An 18,109-nucleotide genomic window follows, 5' to 3' on the forward strand; every position below is an offset into this window, starting at 1 on the left:
AGGATGGCGTGGCGGCTGGCGGCAATGTTCTGAACTGGATGCGTTGCATATGAGGCGGTCTGAATGACCGTCTATGTCTTCCGTTTGTCTGTCTCCATCCGAATTCCCCCAAAGTTCGCAGGTTGTGCAAGTATTTACGTGTCCGTAAAGGTAAGGTCATCCAAGTGATCGGGGAGGGTTGCGCTGATGGACTGCGATGTACTGGTGATCGGAGCCGGCCTTTCCGGCCTCGTGGCGGCCGCGGAGGCCGCGGATCGCGGCCTCAGGGTCTGCGTAATCGACCAGGAAGGAGAGCAAAATCTCGGCGGTCAAGCCTTCTGGTCGCTCGGCGGTCTCTTCTTCATCGACAGCCCAGAACAGCGGCGTATGGGTATCCGCGACACCATAGATCTGGCTCGACAGGACTGGCTCGGTTCTGCGCGTTTCGACCGTCCCGAGGACTATTGGCCACGTCATTGGGCGGACGCCTATCTCGATTTTGCAGCCGGGGAAAAACGCTTCTGGCTGCATCAGCAGGGCATGCGCTGGTTTCCGGTGGTCGGCTGGGCCGAACGCGGCGGGTCGCGTGCGGATGGCCACGGCAATTCCGTTCCGCGCTTTCATATCACATGGGGAACCGGGCCAGCCGTTCTCGCGCCCTTCATTCGCCGTGTACGGGAGGCTGAAGGGAAAGGGCTTTTGTCCTTCCGGTTTCGACATCAGGTGGATCAGCTTGTGGTGACCAACGGCGCGGTCACCGGTGCGCGGGGTACCGTGCTTGCGTCCGACGCGGCGCCGCGGGGTGCTGCGACTTCACGCTTCCCGGAGAGCCAGTTCGAGATTGCTGCGGGGGCGGTCATCGTCGCTTCCGGCGGGATCGGCGGCAATCATGATCTGGTGCGCAAGAACTGGCCGGTCGAGCGTCTTGGCCCTGCGCCGAAATCCATGGTGGCGGGCGTTCCGCAATATGTCGACGGGCGTATGATCGCCATCACCCAGGCGGCGGGCGGCGATGTCATCAACGGCGACCGCATGTGGCACTATACCGAAGGGCTTCGCAACTTCGATCCGATCTGGCCTAACCATGGCATCCGTATCCTGCCGGGTCCCTCATCCTTCTGGTGCGATGCAGACGGCAACCGTTTCGATGCGCCTGCCATGCCCGGCTTCGATACGCTGGCGACGCTGAAGGCGATCCGGGCGCGGGGAGACGAATACAGCTGGTTCATCCTCAACAAGGCGATCATCAAGCGCGAATTCGCCCTGTCCGGTTCGGAACAGAACCCGGACCTGACGGGAAAGAACATCCGGCTGTTGCTCAAGCGTCTCGGCAGCAACCCGCCCGGACCGGTGCAGGCCTTCATGGACAAGGGCGAGGATTTCGTCGTGCGCGATACGCTCGAGGATCTGGTTGTCGGGATGAACGAACTCAGCGGCGAACACCGCCTCGGCATTCATCATATACGGGCGCAGATCGAGGCGCGGGATCGGCAGGTGAATAATGCGTTCGGCAAGGATGCACAGATGACGGCTATCCGTGGCACTCGCCGCTTCCTCGGCGACCGGCTGATGCGGACAGCCAAGCCGCACCGGTTGCTCGCATCCAGGGCCGGGCCGCTGATCGGCGTGCGTCTCCACATTCTGACACGCAAGACGCTTGGCGGTCTGCACACGGATCTTTTTGCCCGTGTGCTCGACGCGACCAACAAGCCGGTGCCGGGACTCTATGCCGCAGGCGAGGTGTCCGGCTTCGGTGGCGGCGGCGTGCACGGCTATAACGCGCTGGAAGGTACGTTCCTCGGTGGCTGCCTGTTTTCTGGACGGATTGCTGGCCGGTCGGTCGGCGCGTAACCCTATTTTGCGGTGACCGCAAAATCTGCAGCGCCACTTTCGAACTGAAGCCGGGCGAGCTTTGCATAGAGCCCGCCTTGCTGGATCAGGCTCTGGTGGGTGCCCTCCTCGACAATCCGCCCATCTTCGAGCACCAGGATACGGTCGGCTTTGAGGACGGTCGCAAGGCGGTGAGCTATGACGATGGTGGTCCTATTCCGCATCAACCCATCGAGAGCCTTTTGAACGAGCGTCTCGCTTTCGGCGTCGAGTGCGGAGGTTGCCTCGTCCAGTAGAAGAACCGGGGCATTGCGCAGGAGAGCGCGGGCAATGGCAATCCGCTGGCGCTGGCCACCGGACAGCGTGATGCCGCGTTCGCCGACCTCGGTGTCGAAGCCACGCTCGAGCCGCTTCACGAATTCGCTTGCCTGGGCTGCTTCCGCCGCTGCCTCCACCATTTCGCGTGTTGCATGTGGCGAGCCGAAGGCAATGTTCTCATGGATCGTGGTGGCGAAGATCGTCACGTCCTGCGGTACCATGGCCATGCGGTCGCGCAGGGCGTGGGGGTCAACATCCCTGAGATCAAGACCATCAAGGCGAACCGCGCCGCGCTCCGGATCGTAGAAACGCAGGAGCAGCGAGAAGACTGTGCTCTTGCCCGCGCCGGATGGACCGACGATGGCGACGGTCTCACCCGCTTCCACCTTGAAGGAGAGGCCCTTGAGGGCCGATTTTCCCGGGTGCGACGGATAGGCGAAGTGGACATCCTCGAACGCGACCTGTCCGAGCGGCGGCTGGGGCAGGGCAAGCGGGACGACCGGCGCAGTGATGGCGGAGCGTTCCTGCAGGAGTTCGGTCAGGCGCTCGGCGGCTCCCGATGCTTGAGAGAGTTCGCCCCAGATTTCGGAAAGCGTGCCCATCGAACCGGCGGCGATGACGGAATAGAGGAGGAACTGACCGAGCGTGCCTGCGGAAAGGGTGCCGGCCAAAACGCTTTGCGCCCCGAACCAGAGAACGGCGACGATGCTGCCGAAGACGAGCGAGATGGCGATACCGGTCAACAGCGCGCGCGACTTGATTGCAGAGCGGGCTGCCTCATAAGCGTCCTCCACGGCTTGCGTATAGCGAGCGGTGGCGGCTCCTTCCGCGTTGAACGCCTGCACGGTGCGGGCCGCGGCAATGGTTTCCGACGCGAAGGATGATGTGCTCGCCAGCCGGTCCTGCGCCTCGCGGGAACGTTTGCGCACGGAGCGACCGAAAGCGACCAGAGGGAAGACAATGATCGGGATTGCGATGAGTACTAGTACGGAGAGACGGGGGCTCGTGTAGATCATCATGCCCATGGCGCCAAGACAGAGGATGGAGTTGCGTAGCGCCTGCGAGGCGGTGGCGCCGACGGCCGATTTGATCTGTGTCGTGTCCGCCGTAAGACGCGAGACGATCTCGCCGGACTGATTGACGTCAAAGAAGGAAGGAGAAAGCGTCGCCACATGGGCGAAAACTTCCCGGCGCAAATCCGAAACGATGCGCTCGCCAATGGTGATGACGTAATAGTATCGCATGCCGCTTGCCACTGCCAGCACGATGGCCATGATGATGAGCATGCCGAAGTAGTTGTTGATGAAGCCGCTGTCTGCCGACTCGAATCCGTGATCGACCATGCGGCGAACGGCGAGCGGCAGCGCAAGCGTGGTTGCGGCGGCAAGGCAAAGGAAGAAAAGCGCGCCGATGACCAGGGAACGGTAACGGGAAAGATAGGGCAGGAGACGCGACAAGGGCTTCAGGGAGCGGCGCTTCTTTAGTTCGGTTTCGTCGATTGCTGACACTTTGCTCTTCTCCAACGCGCGCGAGAACGCTTTCGCGCCATGGCTCTTGTTATCCTCGCGCCCTTCATGTATAGGCACCGCATCGAATTGGGAAGCCGTGGCCTGATCGGACTGCGGCTTTGTCTATTGAATAGGACCGCAAGGCGCAATTGCGTCAAATGGACCTCCGGCACAGCAGGAAGAAAGTTATGAAGGCTGACATCCATCCCGACTACCACACCATCAAAGTGGTCATGACCGATGGCACCGAATACGAAACCCGTTCGACCTGGGGTTCGGAAGGCGCTGTCATGAATCTCGAAATCGATCCGAAGTCCCATCCGGCTTGGACCGGCGGCAACCAGCAGCTGATGGACCGCGGCGGCCGCCTTTCGAAGTTCAACAAGCGTTTCGGTGGCCTCGGCCTCTGATCGACGCTTCGATCGAATGTTTAAAAGAAGCCCGGTTCATCCGGGCTTTTTTGTGCCCGCAGTTTGACACTGAGGAATTCCTGGTTGGCGTGTGGGCAAAGAAAAGCCCGGCGATGCGCTTGGCATGGCCGGGCAAGCATTTGCTGCGGTGGATGAGTTTCGACGGCGTCAGTTGCTATTGAAAGCGGTGCGTAGCAGGTTGAGCTGCGCCTGGACGCTGTTTTCATTGTCGGGCACGATCGGGGCGTCCGACGGGCGATAGATTTCGCGGTCGAGCAGTGCAATACGGTTCTGCAGACGGAGCGAGCGCTCGACCAGATCGCGGAAGGCTTCCGGCAGGTCGCTCCAGCCCGGTGCATTGCGATCGACATTGAAGCCATCGAGGCGAACCTTGCTCTTTTCCGAAAGAACCTGATCGCGGCTCATTTCACCATTGTTGACGGCGCGCTGGAGCAGGAGCCAGGAAGCCATCTGCATGAGGCGGGTGGTGAGGCGCATGGATTCGGCTGCGTAGAGGACGGAGGCCATGCGCGGCAGAACCTTTGCGGCTGCGCGGCCGGGCCCATCGAGGTAGGCAGCGGTTTCTTCGACCAGTCCCATGCCTTCGGCATAAGTCGCCTTGAACTGCGACGATGCGGCCGCACGGCCCGCAAAGCTCACGGTATTCAATCCGAGTTCAGACATCGATTCACCCCTGTTTTACGCATCACTTTTTATCATGAACGGAGGTGAAAACTTACTTCGTCGCCGCCGTCTTTCATGACGCTAAGATGCTATTATTACCGCAAACCCGCAAGCCGTTTCTTAAAGAAGGGTTAATTCCCACAATTTTGCGTAAATGGGACGGTGCGGAAAAGAAGAGCCGCATGTGCGGCTCTCAAGGTAAAACAGGGAGAAAAATCAGACGAATTCGCCATGTGGAGAAATGGCCTGAATCCAGAAGATCTGGATGGAATTACAATCGCCCAAAATGATTAACCAATGGTTAATTTCAAGCTGAAACTTCGAATTTTCCCGGTGTGGAACAGAGTTGATGTAAAAGTCGGAAATTTATACTTTGGGACGGAATAAACTATCGGCCGCACGCTTGCTATGGTCCTTGCGTGTGATTTCCAACTCGATGCGTGCGATCTCCTCGCGCAGGACTGTGATTCGATTGCGCAGTTCCTCAGCGGATATGGCCGAGAGGTCGGTTCCAATCTCGTGGGTGGCGGATTTCTTCGGGCGTTCCTCATCGAATGTCATGCGTTTGCCTCCTTCGGCGGTAGGTTGCCACCGGTCTCCTGAGGCTCCTGCAGGGGAGCGGCACGAGGATCGAGCGTCAGGCTTTCCGGGGTGCTCATCGGCGAAGCCGTGACCGGAATATTGGGCACGTTCTCGCGGTCGGCGACCGGAACCGGCGCTCTCAGACGGCTGCGATAGATGGCGTAGGCGGTGAGCAGGACGTGGGCGGCGGCCGTTACAGAGAATAGGGCATAAGGACCGAGTTGCGTCATAACCGGGCCGCCGATGGTTGGTCCGATGATGGTGCCGATGCCATAGAGCAGCAGTAGTCCACCGGACACCTTCACGAAGTCATCGGTGGAGGCAAAGTCGTTGGCGTGGGCCACGGCAATGGGGTAGAGCGAGTTCGCTGCTGCACCGTAGAGCGCCACGAAGACGATCATCATGATCGGATCAGTGGGCTGGAACACGAGGAGTATGATAGCCGCCAGCGCTGCCATGCCTGACAGGGCGGCGAGCACATAGCGGCGGTCTGTGCGGTCGGATGCCTTGCCTGAAGGAAACTGCATGACGGCGCCGAGGAAGATGGTGATCGACAGCATGGCAGCGATGACACTTGGCGAAAGGCCCGCGCGGGCGCCGAACACGGCACCCAGCGTGCCGTAGGCACCGTTGGCGATCCCGATCAGCAGGATGCCGACGAAGGAGACCGGCGAATTGCGATAGAGGGTCGGCAGGTCGAGCTTGATCGACTTGAGCGGCTGCGGCGTGGCTGCCGTAGAGATGGTGGTCGGCAGCACGGCCACGCAATAGAGCATGCCGCAGATCATGAAAAGGATGGTCGTCTTCGGATCGAAAAAGCCCACCATCATCTGGCCGCCGACGACGCCGATCAATGTGATGGAAATGTAGAAGGAGAAGATCGTTCCGCGCGTTTCGTTGGTCGCGCGTTCGTTCAGCCAGCTCTCGATAATCATCGACGTGCCGGCCGTGCAGAAGCCGGTGACCGCACGAAGGGCCACCCACCAGTAATCGTCGACGACAATGCCGGTCAACAGCGCGATCAGCGAAATCAGCGAGACGAAGGCGGAGAACGCTCTGATGTGGCCGACCCGCATGACGAGCTTCGGCGCGATGAAGCAGCCGAGCACGAAACCCGTCGCCCAGGAGGTTCCTAGAAAACCGAGGATTTCGTTGGAATAGCCTTCCTCCGCGCCGCGCACGGGCAGCAGCAGGCCATGCAGGCCATTGCCGAGAAAGAGGAAGAGGGTGCCCATGAGAAGGGCCATGACAGGCAGGAGATTTCGTCGCATGGCGTCTCTGTCGGTCGTTTATGCTTTATGCATTGAAGGAAGGATCTGTAACGTCGCAGTCTAGTGCAAGGTCCCTAGCGATATCTGAACGATATAGGGCTTGCCGGAGAAATTTCTGGCGGGCAAAAGTGTCGTCGTTGTGGCCGTGCCGGAATCGGCACCACGAAAGGTTGCCTGATATCATGACCAAGCTCATCGCTATCCTGCTGATGCTCGCCATGGTGATTCAGGTCATCAAGCCGCTCGGGCTTCCCGGCCTTCGCCAGCGCAAGGATTTCTGGAAGATCGCGGTGCTCGCCTTCGCGATCTGGACCGTCACGCTGCTTATCCGCCCCTGAACGGCTCAGATCGAAATCGAGCCGCGCATGACCTCGACACAGCCGCCGGTGACGCGGACGTGTTCCATGACGCCTTCGCGGCTTTCGATATCGAGGTGGATCAGGCTACGACGTCCCATTTCCACACCTTGTTCGATGAGCAGGTGCCGGTGGCCTGAGGCCTTTGACAGGAAGGCGAGATAGGCGCCGAGTGCGGCCGAGGCGCTGCCGGTCGCCGGATCTTCCGGCACATTGTCCAGAGGCGCGAACATCCGGGCGCGGATGTGGTCCTCGCCGACATGGGTATAAAGGAAGGTGGAGCAATCGCTTCTCTCATGCGAAAAGGCGTGCTTCAGCTTTCTGACGGCATCGATGTTCGGCCCTGCGCGACCAAGCGCATCGAGGCTTGCGATCTCGGCGATGATGAATTTCAGGCCGACCGAGACGAAACTCGGCCGGTGGCTGGTGGTGGCGATATCGTCTGCCCGCAGCGATACGCATGGGGCAAGCGCCGCAGCATCGACGGCGGAACCCACGACAAGAGGTCCCGGCGCACGGATTGTGGCGCCGGTCACCGTTTCGCCGGCCCTCGCGAGGGCGATCTCGACGAGACCTGCCTTCTCCTCGAAACGCATCACGCTGCTGGTGGACTTGCCGAAAACTTCTGCCTGCCGACCGAGCACGAAGGCGGTACCGACATTCGGATGGCCGGCGAAGGGGACCTCCACCGTCGGAGTGAAGATCCTCACCGCGGCCGTATTGGCCTCATTGCGCGGCGGCAGGACGAAAGTGCTTTCCGAATAACCGAACTCGGTTGCGATCTGCTGCATCTCCCAATCCGTCAGGTCGCGCGCATCCGGCACAACGGCCAGCGGATTGCCGGAGAAGCGCGTGTCGGTGAAGACATCGACGGTGACGAAGGGGATGGAACGCATGATCTCTCCGCTTTCAGATGCAGTATCTCTGCTTGCTTAGCCGGCGGTCTGGCTCCGATCCTGCCATTCCGGGATAGGGAAGACGCGGTCATAGGCCCAATTGAAGACAAAGGCATAGACCATGTAGAAGAGCGAGAAGGAAACGTCCATCACCACCGCATGCCAGAAGCCGACATTGAGGTACCAGGCGATGAGGGGAGCAAGGACGATGAGCAGGCCCGCTTCGAACAGGGCCGCATGCAGAACACGCACAGCGACCCTCTTGGCCGTAGTACCTGTTAGCCTGTGCATCGCATGGTCGAAGCCGATGTTGTAGATGTAGTTCCACAACATTGCGATGGTCGCGCTGGCTACACTGATGACACCGATTTCCGATATGGGCAGGGAATAGACCCAGGCTCCGAGCGGCGTGATGATGCCGAGGGCGATGAGTTCGAAACTGATGGCGTGGCGAATTCTGTCGCTGGTCGAGCGCATTTTGATCTCCCGCAGAGGGTATGTCGGGTCGTCCCGGCCAGATGCCCATTATGGGGAGAGGTCGTCCTCAGCTGCCGTCAATATAGTTTGCCGATCCGGAAAGGCAAGCGTTGCCATACTGGAACGAAAAAGCCCCGCCTTGCGGCAGGGCTTTGAAGGTCTTCTCTAAAAGTGCCGGTCAGGCCTTGTTCACGCTTGCGGCGTAGATCTGATCGATCGTTCCGGCCAGGCTGGCGTTGAACTCGGCATCGCTCATTGAAACGCGCAGGTTTTCTGCCAGGGCACGCGAGAAGCTTGCGATCATGCCGTGGTTGTGGCTGAGCTTCTCACAGGCGTCCGCGGTGCTATAACCACCCGAAAGGGCGACGACGCGGACGACCGACTTGTGGGCGACCAGAGGGGCGTAGAAATCTGCGACCGTCGGAATCGTCAGTTTCAGCATTACGGTTTCGCCTGCGGGGAGCTTGTCGAGCTGTCCGGCGATTTCGTCACGAAGAATGGCTTCAGCCTCAGTCTTGGTGGGGCTCTTGATGGAGACTTCCGGCTCGACGATCGGGATCAGGCCCTGGCCGATGATCTGGCGGGCAACCTCGAATTGCTGCTTGACGACGGCGGCAATGCCGGCCTCGTCGGCATGGGCGATCACCGAACGCATCTTGGTTCCGAAGATTCCCTTTTCGCGGCCGCGGATCAGGAGAGCGTCCAGATCGGGCATCGGCTTCATCAGCTGGACGCCGTTCTCTTCGCCAGCGAGGCCCTTGTCGATCTTTAGGAAGGGCACGACGCCGCGTTTTTCCCAGAGATAGGAGGGAACGTCCTGACCGTCGACGTCGCCGTCCATGGTGCGCTCGAACAGAATGGCGCCGATGACCTTGTCGCCCGAAAAGGCGGGCGCGCTCATGATGCGGACGCGCATGGCATGTACCAGGCGGAACATTTCCTCGTCACCCTGGTAGTCGGATTCGGAAACGCCATAGAGACGCAAAGCTCCGGGTGTTGAACCGCCGCTCTGATCTAGCGCCGCAATGAAACCCGGCGCCGAGCTGATCTTGTTCAACATCTTCGCGTCCACCATACTTCACTCCTATCCCTAAAAATGGCGCATCGCGCGCTCACGTAAGTTCTGTGATTTCACGACCAATCGGCAATGCCGGATTGATCAATCACCGGATGATATCTTCGAGACATCCAGTTGTTCTCAGTCTTTCGAAACCAAGATGACTCCGGCGATAACAGAACTTCTACGACAGGAAAATGGCAGCCTAACCTATTGAAACGATTGAAATCACTTCAATCGTTTTAAAATTCAATAAAAAATACTTAAAGTTAACGGCGGCAGATTCAAAAATCTGCCGCCGGCGATCATTGGCTTACTTGGAGGAAGAGAGAACCGCCACGCCGGGAAGCTCCTTGCCTTCCATCCATTCGAGGAAGGCGCCGCCCGCCGTCGAGACGTAACTGAAATCGTTCGCAACACCTGCGTGGTTGAGCGCCGAAACCGTATCACCGCCGCCGGCGACGGAGACGAGTTTGCCGGCGCGGGTTTCTTCAGCGGCATGCTTCGCGGCCGAAACCGTCGCTGCATCGAAGGGGCTGATTTCGAAAGCGCCAAGCGGGCCGTTCCAGACCAAAGTGGAAGCTCTGGAGATCCAGGCATTAATTGCAGCGACCGATTTCGGGCCGACGTCGAGCACCATGGCATCGGACGGGATGGCCTTGATATCGACCGTTTCGTTGGCCGCGCCTGCCTTGAATTCGCGGGCGACGACACCGTCTTCCGGCAGTACAATGGCGCAGCCGGCTTCCTTGGCCGTGGCAAGGATCTCCCTCGCGGTCTCTGCGAGGTCATGTTCGCAGAGCGACTTGCCGATATCGATGCCCTGTGCGGCGAGGAAGGTGTTGGCCATGCCGCCGCCGATTACCAGCGCGTCGACCTTCTTCACGAGGTTGGAGAGGAGGTCGATCTTGGTGGACACCTTGGCACCGCCGACGATGGCGACGACCGGGCGTGCCGGATTGCCGAGGCCCTTTTCAAGCGCCTCGAGCTCAGCCTGCATGGTGCGGCCGGCGTAGGCGGGCATGTGGTGGGCAAGGCCTTCGGTGGAAGCGTGGGCGCGGTGGGCGGCCGAGAAGGCGTCGTTGACGAAGATATCGCCGTTCTTTGCCAGTTCGGCGGTGAATTCCGGCGTGTTCTTTTCTTCGCCCTTATGGAAGCGGGTGTTTTCCAGAAGAAGGATGTCGCCGTTTTCCATCTTGGCGATGGCGTCCGCTGCGACCGGGCCAATGCAGTCGGCGGCGAAGCCGACCTTCTGGTCGAGCACTTCCTCCACTGCAGGGGCGATCAGCGAGAGGGACTGGTCGGCGACCGGTTCACCCTTCGGGCGGCCGAAATGGGCGAGCAGGATGACCTTGGCGCCTTTCTTCGACAGTTCCTTGATCGTCGGAGCAACGCGCTCGATGCGGGTGGTGTCACTGACCTTGCCGTCGGTGACGGGAACGTTGAGGTCGACACGGACAAGAACGCGCTTGCCCGCGATATCGGTGAGATCGTCGAGAGTCTTGAAAGCCGGCATGATGATACCCGTCGTTTTGCTGTTAACTGGGCTGACGGGCCGGACATTTACATCGCTCGCCAAACGACGCAAGGCGATCAGTTATTATTTTCGCCCTGTGCCGCAATGGCCCGTTCCGCGCGTTTCTTGCGAAGATAGTCGCGGAGAGCGTGTGCCAGTTCACGGATATTCAAGAAGATAGGCAGGTTGGTGGCGGGAGCCACCGGCTCCAGCGAAACGCCGACCGAGGCAATATGTCCCGATTCGTCGAGGTCGCGCACGATCAGAACGATGGTTCCGAGGCGCACGCGGTCGGCGTATTCACCGCTGCCGCCGAGGCGCTGCGCGATGAGTTCGGCGACGGTCTTCTGGCGTTCAGCTGCATTGATCAGTAGTGGGCCATAGGCCTGATCGAGGTCCTCGACGCGGGTTGTGGGTGAAATGGCGAAGGTACCGAAGAATTCGCTGTCGTCCTCCGCCACGGGCGCCTTGCTGGCGAATAGGCGGTCCAGCAGCTTGGAATAGCCGGGGGCGATGAAGAGATAGACCTGATCGTTTTCGCGCAGACGGCCGGCATACTGGTAGCGCATGGACTTGCCGTCACGGATGACGAGGGAAGGGGCGGCCCAGCGGGGGATGCGCTCGCCGCGCAGAACCGGGCTGTCAGCCACCACACGGTAGGCCAGCAGTTCATGGTTGGCGGCGCCCGGCAGGTCGAGTTCCAGCTTGTCGACGGCGCCGAGGCGCTTGGGGATGATAAGGCCGAGCTTGCGGGCGACGGGCTTGATGGTCCAGCCCTGCAGCACCAGCGAGATCATCACCACGATGAAGGCCGTGTTGAAATAGAGCTGGCCGTCCTCAAGATTGCCGAGAATGGGCAGAATGGCGAGCAGGATTGAGACCGCCCCGCGCAGGCCGACCCAGGCGATGAAGCCGGTTTCGCGCTGGGTGTAGTCGAATGGCAGCAGGCAGATCCAGACCGCCAGCGGCCTGGCCACGAACACCAGGAAAAGACCGAGCAGAACGGCTGGCAGCAGGATCGCCGGAAATTGCGAAGGACTGGCCAGCAGGCCGAGGACCAGGAACATGACGATCTGCGCAAGCCAGGTCAGCCCGTCCTGGAAACGGGTGATCGAGGCGCGCGATGGTATCTTCTGGCTGCCGGCATAGATGCCTGCCACGTAAACTGCGAGGAAGCCGCTGCCGCCGACGGCGCCGGTGTAGGAGAAAACCAGCAGGGCCAGCGCCAGCATGAAGATCGGGGCAAGGCCCCTTTCCACCGAAATGCGCTTCAGGACGAAAACGATGATGGCGCCGCCGATCAGCCCGAGTGCAAGGCCCATTCCCATCTGCTCGATGAAGAGCCTGACAAGTTCGAGGTCGAAGCCGGAATATCCCTTGCCGGTGGAAAGCAGTTGCACCAGCGCCATGGTGAGGAAGATTGCCATCGGATCATTGGTGCCGGATTCGACTTCAAGCGTCGAGCGCACCTTGTCGCGGATGTTGATGCCGCCGATGCGCAGCAGGAAGAACACCGCAGCCGCGTCGGTGGAGGCGACGATGGAGCCGAGCAGCATGCCTTCCATGAAAGAAAAACCCAGCAACAGCTGGGCAACAAGACCAAACAAGGTGGCCGTCAAAAGAACGCCGACCGTGGAGAGCGTCAGAGACGGCACGGCCGATAGCTTGAAGGACTGCAGCGACGTTCCAAAGCCGGAATCAAAGAGAATGATCGCGAGCGCAATCGAACCCAGCACATAGGCAAGGCTATTGTTGGAGAACTCGATGCCGAGGCCATCCGTGCCGGTCAGCAGGCCGATCACGAGGAAGAGCAGCAGCAGCGGAGCGCCGAAGCGAAAAGCGATCAGACTGGAAAAGGCGGCCAACAGGACAAGAGCGGTTGCCACCAAAGTTATGGCATAGAATTCGTCCAACCCCGCAATCCCCTCTTACATGCAACGCCAAGTCCCGGCAGTGCGCACAATAATCCCGTTCGCGCCGCCGGACAGCAGTCACAGCAGCGTTTCGCACTCGTGACGGACACGACGACGGTGCAATGGGACGATCAGGCAGATCTGCCAGAAGACGAGAACCAAGTTATCATCTTCAATCATGATGAGAGTAGGGCGAAATCTGAAAAACATAAAGGCGGATCGGTGATCCGATCCGCCCTTTTTCTCATGCGATATGGTCGCCGGCTCAGATGAACTTGGCGAAGGCAACCGAGGTGTCGGCCATGCGGTTCGAGAAGCCCCATTCGTTGTCATACCAGCTCAGGACGCGGACGAAGTTGCCTTCGAGAACCTTGGTCTGGTCGATCGCGAAGATCGAGGAGTGGCTATCGTGGTTGAAGTCGCGCGAGACCAGCGGCTCTTCGGTGTAGCCGAGGATGCCCTTCAGGGCGCCGTTGGAGGCAGCCTTGATGGCTTCATTGATCTCTTCCTTCGTGGTGTTCTTCTTGGCGACGAACTTGAAGTCGACGACCGAGACGTTCGGGGTCGGAACGCGGATCGAGGTGCCGTCGAGCTTGCCCTTGAGGTGCGGCAGCACGAGGCCGACGGCCTTGGCGGCGCCGGTCGAGGTCGGGATCATGGACAGGGCTGCTGCGCGGGCGCGGTACAGGTCCTTGTGCATGGTGTCGAGCGTCGGCTGGTCGCCGGTGTAGGAGTGGATCGTGGTCATGAAGCCGTGGTCGATGCCGACCGCGTCGTCCAGAACCTTGACCACCGGAACCAGGCAGTTCGTGGTGCAGGATGCGTTGGAGATGACCAGATGGTCCTTGGTCAGCTGGTCGTGGTTGACGCCGAAGACGACGGTCAGGTCGGCGCCATCGGCCGGAGCCGAGACGATGACGCGCTTGGCGCCGGCGGTCAGGTGAGCGGCGGCCTTGTCGCGGGCGGTGAAGATGCCGGTGCATTCCAGCGCGATGTCGACGCCGAGTTCGCCATGGGGCAGGGTTGCCGGATCCTTGATCGCGGTGACCTTGATCGGCTTGCCGCCGGCAACGGTGATGGTGTCGCCATCGACCTTCACATCGGCCGGGAACTTGCCGTGGATGGAATCGTAGCGCAGCAGATGGGCGTTGGTTTCGACCGGGCCGAGGTCGTTGATGGCCACGACTTCGATGTCGGTACGACCCGACTCGACGATGGCGCGCAGTACGTTACGGCCGATGCGGCCGAAACCGTTGATGGCAACTTTCACAGTCATTGTGTGGACTCCCGCTTTAGAAAAGAGCTTCGGATTATGATGCGTAAGGGCGCCCTTGAGCGCCCTTAGTCAACTGGAACTTTAGGCGAGCTTTGCCTCGGCTGCGGTAACGACCGCCTCCGGGGTGATGCCGAAATGCTGGTAGAGTTCCTTGTAGGGGCCGGAGGCGCCAAAGGACTTCATGCCGATGAAGACGCCGTCGGAGCCGATGATGCTGTCCCAGCCCTGGCGGATGGCAGCTTCGACGCCGATTTTGACCGGGGCGTTGCCGATGATCGCCTTGCGATAGGCTTCCGGCTGCTCGAAGAACAGCTCGAAGCAGGGAACCGAGACAACACGGGCCGGAATACCCTTGGCAGCAAGAGTCGCCTGCGCCTTGAGGGCAATCTCGACTTCCGAACCGGAAGCGAAGATCGAGACTTTGGCGTCGCTGGCCGAAACCAGTTCGTAGGCACCGTAGGCGCTGAGGTTCTTCTCTTCGTATTCGGTACGGGCGGCGACAAGGTTCTGACGGGTCAGAGCAAGGCCCGACGGACGATGCTTGTTCTCAAGCGCGACCTGCCAGCATTCCGCCGTTTCGGTGGCGTCGGCCGGACGGAACATCAAGAGGTTCGGGATGGCGCGCAGCGCTGCCATCTGTTCGACCGGCTGATGGGTCGGGCCGTCTTCGCCGAGACCGATGGAATCATGCGTCAGCACATGGATGACGCGAATGCCCATAAGCGCGGCAAGGCGGATCGACGGACGGCAATAGTCCGAGAAGATCAGGAAGCCGCCGGAGTAGGGGATCAGGCCCCCATGCAACGCGATACCGTTCATGGCAGCAGCCATGCCGTGTTCGCGGATGCCGTAATGGATGTAACGGCCAGAGAAGTCGTCAGGGGTGATCGACTTGGTCTGGCTGGTCTTGGTATTGTTCGAGCCGGTCAGGTCGGCCGAGCCGCCGACGGTTTCGGTCAGTACACCGTTGATGACTTCGAGAGCATCCTCGGAAGCCTTGCGGGTCGCGACGGTCGGCTTGGTCTCGGCGAGCTTCTTCTTGTAGGCGTCGATAGCGCCGTCGAAGCTGCCCGGCAGGTCGCCGGCGAAGCGGCGGGTGAACTCGGCACGCTTTTCCGCGTCGGAGCTTGCCAGACGTTCTTCCCAGTCCTTGCGGGTCTTGGTGGAGCGAAGGCCTGCGAGGCGCCACGCGTCGAGCACGTCAGCAGGAACGACGAAGGGTTCCTCTTCCCAGCCGAGCGCCTTGCGGGCGGCAGCGATTTCCTCGGCGCCGAGCGGCGAGCCGTGAACCTTGTGGGTACCGGCCTTGTTCGGGGCGCCGAAACCGATCACCGTCTTGCAGGCGATCATGGTCGGCTTGTCGGAATTGCGGGCGGTTTCGAGCGCTGCGGCGATTTCTTCCGGATTGTGGCCGTCGACCGCAAGCGTATTCCAACCGGAGGCACGGAAGCGTGCATGCTGGTCGGTCGAGTCGGCAAGCGAGATCGCGCCGTCGATCGAGATGCCGTTATTGTCCCACAGCACGATCAGCTTGTTGAGCTTCAGGTGGCCGGCAAGCGAAATCGCTTCCTGGCTGATACCTTCCATGAGGCAGCCGTCACCGACCAGCGCGTAGGTATAGTGGCTCTGAAGATCGGAGCCGAATTCGTTCGACAGCTTCTTCTCGGCAATCGCCATGCCGACGGCGTTAGCGACACCCTGACCGAGAGGGCCGGTCGTGGTTTCGATGCCCGAGGCATGGCCGTATTCTGGATGGCCGGCCGTCTTGGCGCCCATCTGACGAAACTGCTTGATGTCCTCGATGGTCATGTCCTCATAGCCGGTGAGGTAAAGCAGGGCGTAGAGGAGCATGGAGCCGTGGCCGGCCGAAAGGACGAAACGGTCGCGATCGGGCCACAGCGGGTTCTTGGGGTCAAAGCTCAGGAAACGGGTGAAGAGCACGGTTGCGACATCGGCGCATCCCATGGGCATGCCGGGATGGCCCGAATTGGCCTTTTCCACTGCATCCATGGCGAGGAATCGGATCGCATTCGCCATCCGGTTATGTTTGTCGGGAGAAATCATGGCTGTTCCGCTTGTTCCGGGTCCTGGGGAACGCTCCGCGCATTCACGCGGTCGTTTGAAAGCGGCTGATCCTTAGCAGGTGAATCGCGCAAGTCAACAAATGCCCGGTATTCTGGCGTTTAACGCGACAAAAAACACGTTTCTGCCTCTTTTCTATGCGCTGCACTGTATCGGCTCATCAATGGCTGTAAGGAGTTGGAGATGGGGCATTCGTCCACAAGATAGGCCGTGTTGCCAAAGGGGCTCTTTATTGACGGGTGGCAATCCCGCCGCATACTGTTCCCCCTCAATTCAGCGTGTCTTTGATAGCGATTCGGGTCACCTTTTCTGGAAAGCAGAGGCTTCAGGGAATGCCGACGGAAAATTCGTTCGACATAGCGCTCGGCGCCCTTCGGCAGGCGATCTCCGGTCTCGAGAACGCCATCGACATGCGTATCGAGGCACAGAGGGACAACAGCGAGGTCGCCAGCGAGGTCAAGCGGGTGCATGCCGACCGCGCGCGGCTTGCCCAGGAACTGGACCAGTCCGAATTCCGGGCCAACCGCCTGGAAGAGGTCAATCGCGAGGTTTCCCGCCGGTTGGTGACGGCCATGGAAACCATTCGGGCGGTTCTCGACAGGTAGGTCCACCTGCCTGAATTCATTGAAATACAAAGCCGGCGCCAGAGCGCCATTTGGGAAGACTGATGGCACAGGTGACTGTAACGATCGATGGCAAAGCCTATCGCATGGCCTGCGATGAGGGACAGGAGGATCATCTGATCGACCTTGCCACCCAGTTCGACCGTTATGTCAGTCATCTGAAGACGCAGTTCGGCGAGATCGGGGATCTCCGGGTGACTGTCATGGCCGGTATCATGATCATGGACGAGCTGTCCGAACTCAATCGCCGCATTGCCGCGCTGGAAGGTGAGCTTGCAACCTTCCGTTCCGGCCAGGATGCGGCGATGACGGGTGCGCGCCAGCGGGAAGAGATGTTGACCCAGGTGGTCGGTGAACTGACCGAACGACTGAATGGCATCACCCGGAAGCTGACGGCGCGTCCGACTGTCGGAGCCTAAGTAGACCGTTTCGAAATTTCCTCGGATGTCGCTTCGAACCACTGGCGAACGCCAATGTTTCATCCTATATTCCGTATGCGGTCTGCGGCTCTCGACAGGAACACACAATCCCTGGGGCCATACCCGATCCAAAGGGAGCTGTCCCTGACCCGGCCCGTGGGCTTGGTCATATGGCGCCCACCTACGTTTGTAGGCACCCAGGATCGTAACTCTCCATCGGCTCCGTGGATCGCACTTCCCTTGTCAGGTAAGTATCGTCGTCCTTCGGGTCGCGACTAAGCAGTTGGCCGATGTGCCAACGCAAGCATGGCGCCGAATGCGATCATCAGGCCGCCGCTTGCCTTGTTCATCCACGAAAAGACGTTCGAATTGCCGGCGAAGCGGCCGAGATGGCTGCCGATGAAGGCGTAGATAGCGATCGCTGCCATTTCGAGCAGCAGGAAGATCAAGCCCAGCACGGCAAAACTCGTTGCATAGTCGCCGCGGTCGAGGAATTGCGGAAAGAAGGCGGTGAAGATCAGGATTGCCTTGGGATTACCGATTGCCACCCAGAATTCCTGCCGGGCAAGGCTTGCTGTTGTCCGGGCAGGCCTCGCCGCGTCGAGATCACCGACCCTGGGCGCACCTGCGCGCAGTAGCTTGAGGCCGAGCCAGACAAGATAGGCGGCGCCCACCCACTTCACTGCCGAGAAGGCGATTTCGGATGCAATCAACAGCGCGCCGAGACCAAGCGCGGTGATGACGATCATGATGGCGAAGGCGAGGATGCGACCGAGCGACGCGGCAAGCGCCGCCGCAATGCCGGCACGCATGGCATTGGTCAAGGCGAGAAGGTTGTTCGGGCCGAACGCCATATTGAGCGCGAAGCAGGCGGGGATGAACCAGAGTATAGTGTCTGTCGACATGGCGGGA

18 protein-coding genes and 1 other RNA gene are annotated in these 18,109 nt (G+C 60.3%); 7 read left to right on the forward strand and 12 right to left on the reverse strand.

Features of this window, described 5'->3' with window-relative positions:
• Nucleotides 1-186 precede the first annotated feature (186 nt).
• Nucleotides 187-1,830 carry an FAD-binding dehydrogenase gene (locus H4I99_RS08665; protein ID WP_186663267.1) on the forward strand — a complete coding sequence of 548 codons (1,644 nt, stop codon included), beginning with the start codon at nt 187-189 and terminating at the stop codon, nt 1,828-1,830.
• Nucleotides 1,831-1,832: 2 nt separating this feature from the next.
• Here H4I99_RS08665 and H4I99_RS08670 read toward each other — a convergent pair whose 3' ends face one another.
• Complete coding sequence (locus H4I99_RS08670) at nt 1,833-3,635, reverse strand: ABC transporter transmembrane domain-containing protein (RefSeq protein WP_163900748.1); 1,803 nt, start codon at nt 3,633-3,635, stop codon at nt 1,833-1,835.
• A 188-nt stretch (nt 3,636-3,823) separates the two neighbouring features.
• Here H4I99_RS08670 and rpmE point away from each other — a divergent pair, with 188 nt between their 5' ends.
• Nucleotides 3,824-4,045 (forward strand): 50S ribosomal protein L31, encoded by a 222-nt coding sequence (gene rpmE / locus H4I99_RS08675; protein ID WP_099058772.1) that lies wholly within the window; start codon nt 3,824-3,826, stop codon nt 4,043-4,045.
• A 168-nt stretch (nt 4,046-4,213) separates the two neighbouring features.
• Here rpmE and rcdA read toward each other — a convergent pair whose 3' ends face one another.
• Nucleotides 4,214-4,729, reverse strand: coding sequence for a protease adaptor protein RcdA (gene rcdA / locus H4I99_RS08680; RefSeq protein WP_163900746.1), 516 nt, complete (start codon nt 4,727-4,729; stop codon nt 4,214-4,216).
• A 44-nt stretch (nt 4,730-4,773) separates the two neighbouring features.
• On the opposite strand from rcdA, the gene H4I99_RS08685 reads away from it, so the two are divergent.
• Entirely contained in the window at nt 4,774-5,019 is a 246-nt protein-coding gene (locus tag H4I99_RS08685; protein ID WP_163900744.1) for a hypothetical protein, read from the forward strand.
• 76 nt (nt 5,020-5,095) lie between these two features.
• Here the strand turns inward: H4I99_RS08685 and H4I99_RS08690 are convergent, their stop codons facing one another.
• Both H4I99_RS08690 and H4I99_RS08695 read right to left on the reverse strand, forming a co-directional pair.
• A complete protein-coding gene (locus H4I99_RS08690; protein ID WP_163900742.1) occupies nt 5,096-5,290 on the reverse strand; it encodes a DUF1192 domain-containing protein in 195 nt (64 codons plus the stop codon).
• Complete coding sequence (locus H4I99_RS08695) at nt 5,287-6,582, reverse strand: MFS transporter (RefSeq protein ID WP_163900740.1); 1,296 nt, start codon at nt 6,580-6,582, stop codon at nt 5,287-5,289. The genes H4I99_RS08690 and H4I99_RS08695 overlap by 4 nt, the downstream gene beginning before the upstream one ends.
• A gap of 182 nt (nt 6,583-6,764) precedes the next feature.
• Here H4I99_RS08695 and H4I99_RS08700 point away from each other — a divergent pair, with 182 nt between their 5' ends.
• Nucleotides 6,765-6,920: a hypothetical protein gene (locus tag H4I99_RS08700; protein ID WP_164490783.1), complete on the forward strand. Its 156-nt coding sequence runs from the start codon at nt 6,765-6,767 to the stop codon at nt 6,918-6,920.
• A 5-nt stretch (nt 6,921-6,925) separates the two neighbouring features.
• On the opposite strand, the gene H4I99_RS08705 is transcribed toward H4I99_RS08700, so the two are convergent.
• The 7 genes from H4I99_RS08705 to tkt form a co-directional block, all read right to left on the reverse strand.
• Nucleotides 6,926-7,834 carry a PhzF family protein gene (locus H4I99_RS08705; protein WP_163900738.1) on the reverse strand — a complete coding sequence of 303 codons (909 nt, stop codon included), beginning with the start codon at nt 7,832-7,834 and terminating at the stop codon, nt 6,926-6,928.
• Between the two features lie 36 nt (nt 7,835-7,870).
• Entirely contained in the window at nt 7,871-8,311 is a 441-nt protein-coding gene (locus H4I99_RS08710; protein ID WP_163900737.1) for a PACE efflux transporter, read from the reverse strand.
• 178 nt (nt 8,312-8,489) lie between these two features.
• Nucleotides 8,490-9,386 (reverse strand): fructose bisphosphate aldolase, encoded by an 897-nt coding sequence (locus H4I99_RS08715; RefSeq protein WP_163900734.1) that lies wholly within the window; start codon nt 9,384-9,386, stop codon nt 8,490-8,492.
• 295 nt (nt 9,387-9,681) lie between these two features.
• Entirely contained in the window at nt 9,682-10,884 is a 1,203-nt protein-coding gene (locus tag H4I99_RS08720; protein ID WP_163900732.1) for a phosphoglycerate kinase, read from the reverse strand.
• A gap of 77 nt (nt 10,885-10,961) precedes the next feature.
• A complete protein-coding gene (locus H4I99_RS08725; RefSeq protein WP_163900730.1) occupies nt 10,962-12,797 on the reverse strand; it encodes a potassium/proton antiporter in 1,836 nt (611 codons plus the stop codon).
• 265 nt (nt 12,798-13,062) lie between these two features.
• Nucleotides 13,063-14,073, reverse strand: a complete 1,011-nt coding sequence (gene gap / locus H4I99_RS08730; protein ID WP_099058763.1) for a type I glyceraldehyde-3-phosphate dehydrogenase — start codon at nt 14,071-14,073, stop codon at nt 13,063-13,065.
• An 81-nt stretch (nt 14,074-14,154) separates the two neighbouring features.
• Complete coding sequence (gene tkt, locus H4I99_RS08735) at nt 14,155-16,137, reverse strand: transketolase (RefSeq protein ID WP_163900728.1); 1,983 nt, start codon at nt 16,135-16,137, stop codon at nt 14,155-14,157.
• A gap of 350 nt (nt 16,138-16,487) precedes the next feature.
• Here tkt and H4I99_RS08740 point away from each other — a divergent pair, with 350 nt between their 5' ends.
• From H4I99_RS08740 to ssrS, 3 genes are all read left to right on the forward strand, one after another.
• On the forward strand, nt 16,488-16,760 hold the full coding sequence (locus tag H4I99_RS08740; RefSeq protein ID WP_163900726.1) for a DUF4164 domain-containing protein: 273 nt from the start codon (nt 16,488-16,490) through the stop codon (nt 16,758-16,760).
• 62 nt (nt 16,761-16,822) lie between these two features.
• Nucleotides 16,823-17,197: a cell division protein ZapA gene (locus H4I99_RS08745; RefSeq protein WP_163900723.1), complete on the forward strand. Its 375-nt coding sequence runs from the start codon at nt 16,823-16,825 to the stop codon at nt 17,195-17,197.
• A 76-nt stretch (nt 17,198-17,273) separates the two neighbouring features.
• Nucleotides 17,274-17,432, forward strand: a non-coding RNA gene (ssrS, locus tag H4I99_RS08750) — 6S RNA.
• A 40-nt stretch (nt 17,433-17,472) separates the two neighbouring features.
• Here the strand turns inward: ssrS and H4I99_RS08755 are convergent.
• A complete protein-coding gene (locus tag H4I99_RS08755) occupies nt 17,473-18,102 on the reverse strand; it encodes a LysE family translocator (RefSeq protein ID WP_163900722.1) in 630 nt (209 codons plus the stop codon).
• Nucleotides 18,103-18,109 lie beyond the last annotated feature (7 nt).

This window comes from Paenirhizobium daejeonense (assembly GCF_014280875.1).
In the GTDB taxonomy this organism is placed as follows: domain Bacteria; phylum Pseudomonadota; class Alphaproteobacteria; order Rhizobiales; family Rhizobiaceae; genus Allorhizobium; species Allorhizobium daejeonense.

Bases quoted from the DNA above. Each gene is read 5' to 3' on its own strand.
- H4I99_RS08755 (WP_163900722.1), bottom strand. From the start codon at position 18,102: ATGTCGACAGACACTATACTCTGGTTCATCCCCGCCTGCTTCGCGCTC.
- H4I99_RS08700 (WP_164490783.1), top strand. From the start codon at position 6,765: ATGACCAAGCTCATCGCTATCCTGCTGATGCTCGCCATGGTGATTCAG.
- H4I99_RS08705 (WP_163900738.1), bottom strand. From the start codon at position 7,834: ATGCGTTCCATCCCCTTCGTCACCGTCGATGTCTTCACCGACACGCGC.
- gap (WP_099058763.1), bottom strand. From the start codon at position 14,073: ATGACTGTGAAAGTTGCCATCAACGGTTTCGGCCGCATCGGCCGTAAC.
- H4I99_RS08745 (WP_163900723.1), top strand. From the start codon at position 16,823: ATGGCACAGGTGACTGTAACGATCGATGGCAAAGCCTATCGCATGGCC.
- tkt (WP_163900728.1), bottom strand. From the start codon at position 16,137: ATGATTTCTCCCGACAAACATAACCGGATGGCGAATGCGATCCGATTC.
- H4I99_RS08715 (WP_163900734.1), bottom strand. From the start codon at position 9,386: ATGGTGGACGCGAAGATGTTGAACAAGATCAGCTCGGCGCCGGGTTTC.
- H4I99_RS08710 (WP_163900737.1), bottom strand. From the start codon at position 8,311: ATGCGCTCGACCAGCGACAGAATTCGCCACGCCATCAGTTTCGAACTC.
- H4I99_RS08665 (WP_186663267.1), top strand. From the start codon at position 187: ATGGACTGCGATGTACTGGTGATCGGAGCCGGCCTTTCCGGCCTCGTG.
- H4I99_RS08720 (WP_163900732.1), bottom strand. From the start codon at position 10,884: ATGCCGGCTTTCAAGACTCTCGACGATCTCACCGATATCGCGGGCAAG.
- H4I99_RS08695 (WP_163900740.1), bottom strand. From the start codon at position 6,582: ATGCGACGAAATCTCCTGCCTGTCATGGCCCTTCTCATGGGCACCCTC.
- rcdA (WP_163900746.1), bottom strand. From the start codon at position 4,729: ATGTCTGAACTCGGATTGAATACCGTGAGCTTTGCGGGCCGTGCGGCC.
- H4I99_RS08690 (WP_163900742.1), bottom strand. From the start codon at position 5,290: ATGACATTCGATGAGGAACGCCCGAAGAAATCCGCCACCCACGAGATT.
- H4I99_RS08740 (WP_163900726.1), top strand. From the start codon at position 16,488: ATGCCGACGGAAAATTCGTTCGACATAGCGCTCGGCGCCCTTCGGCAG.
- rpmE (WP_099058772.1), top strand. From the start codon at position 3,824: ATGAAGGCTGACATCCATCCCGACTACCACACCATCAAAGTGGTCATG.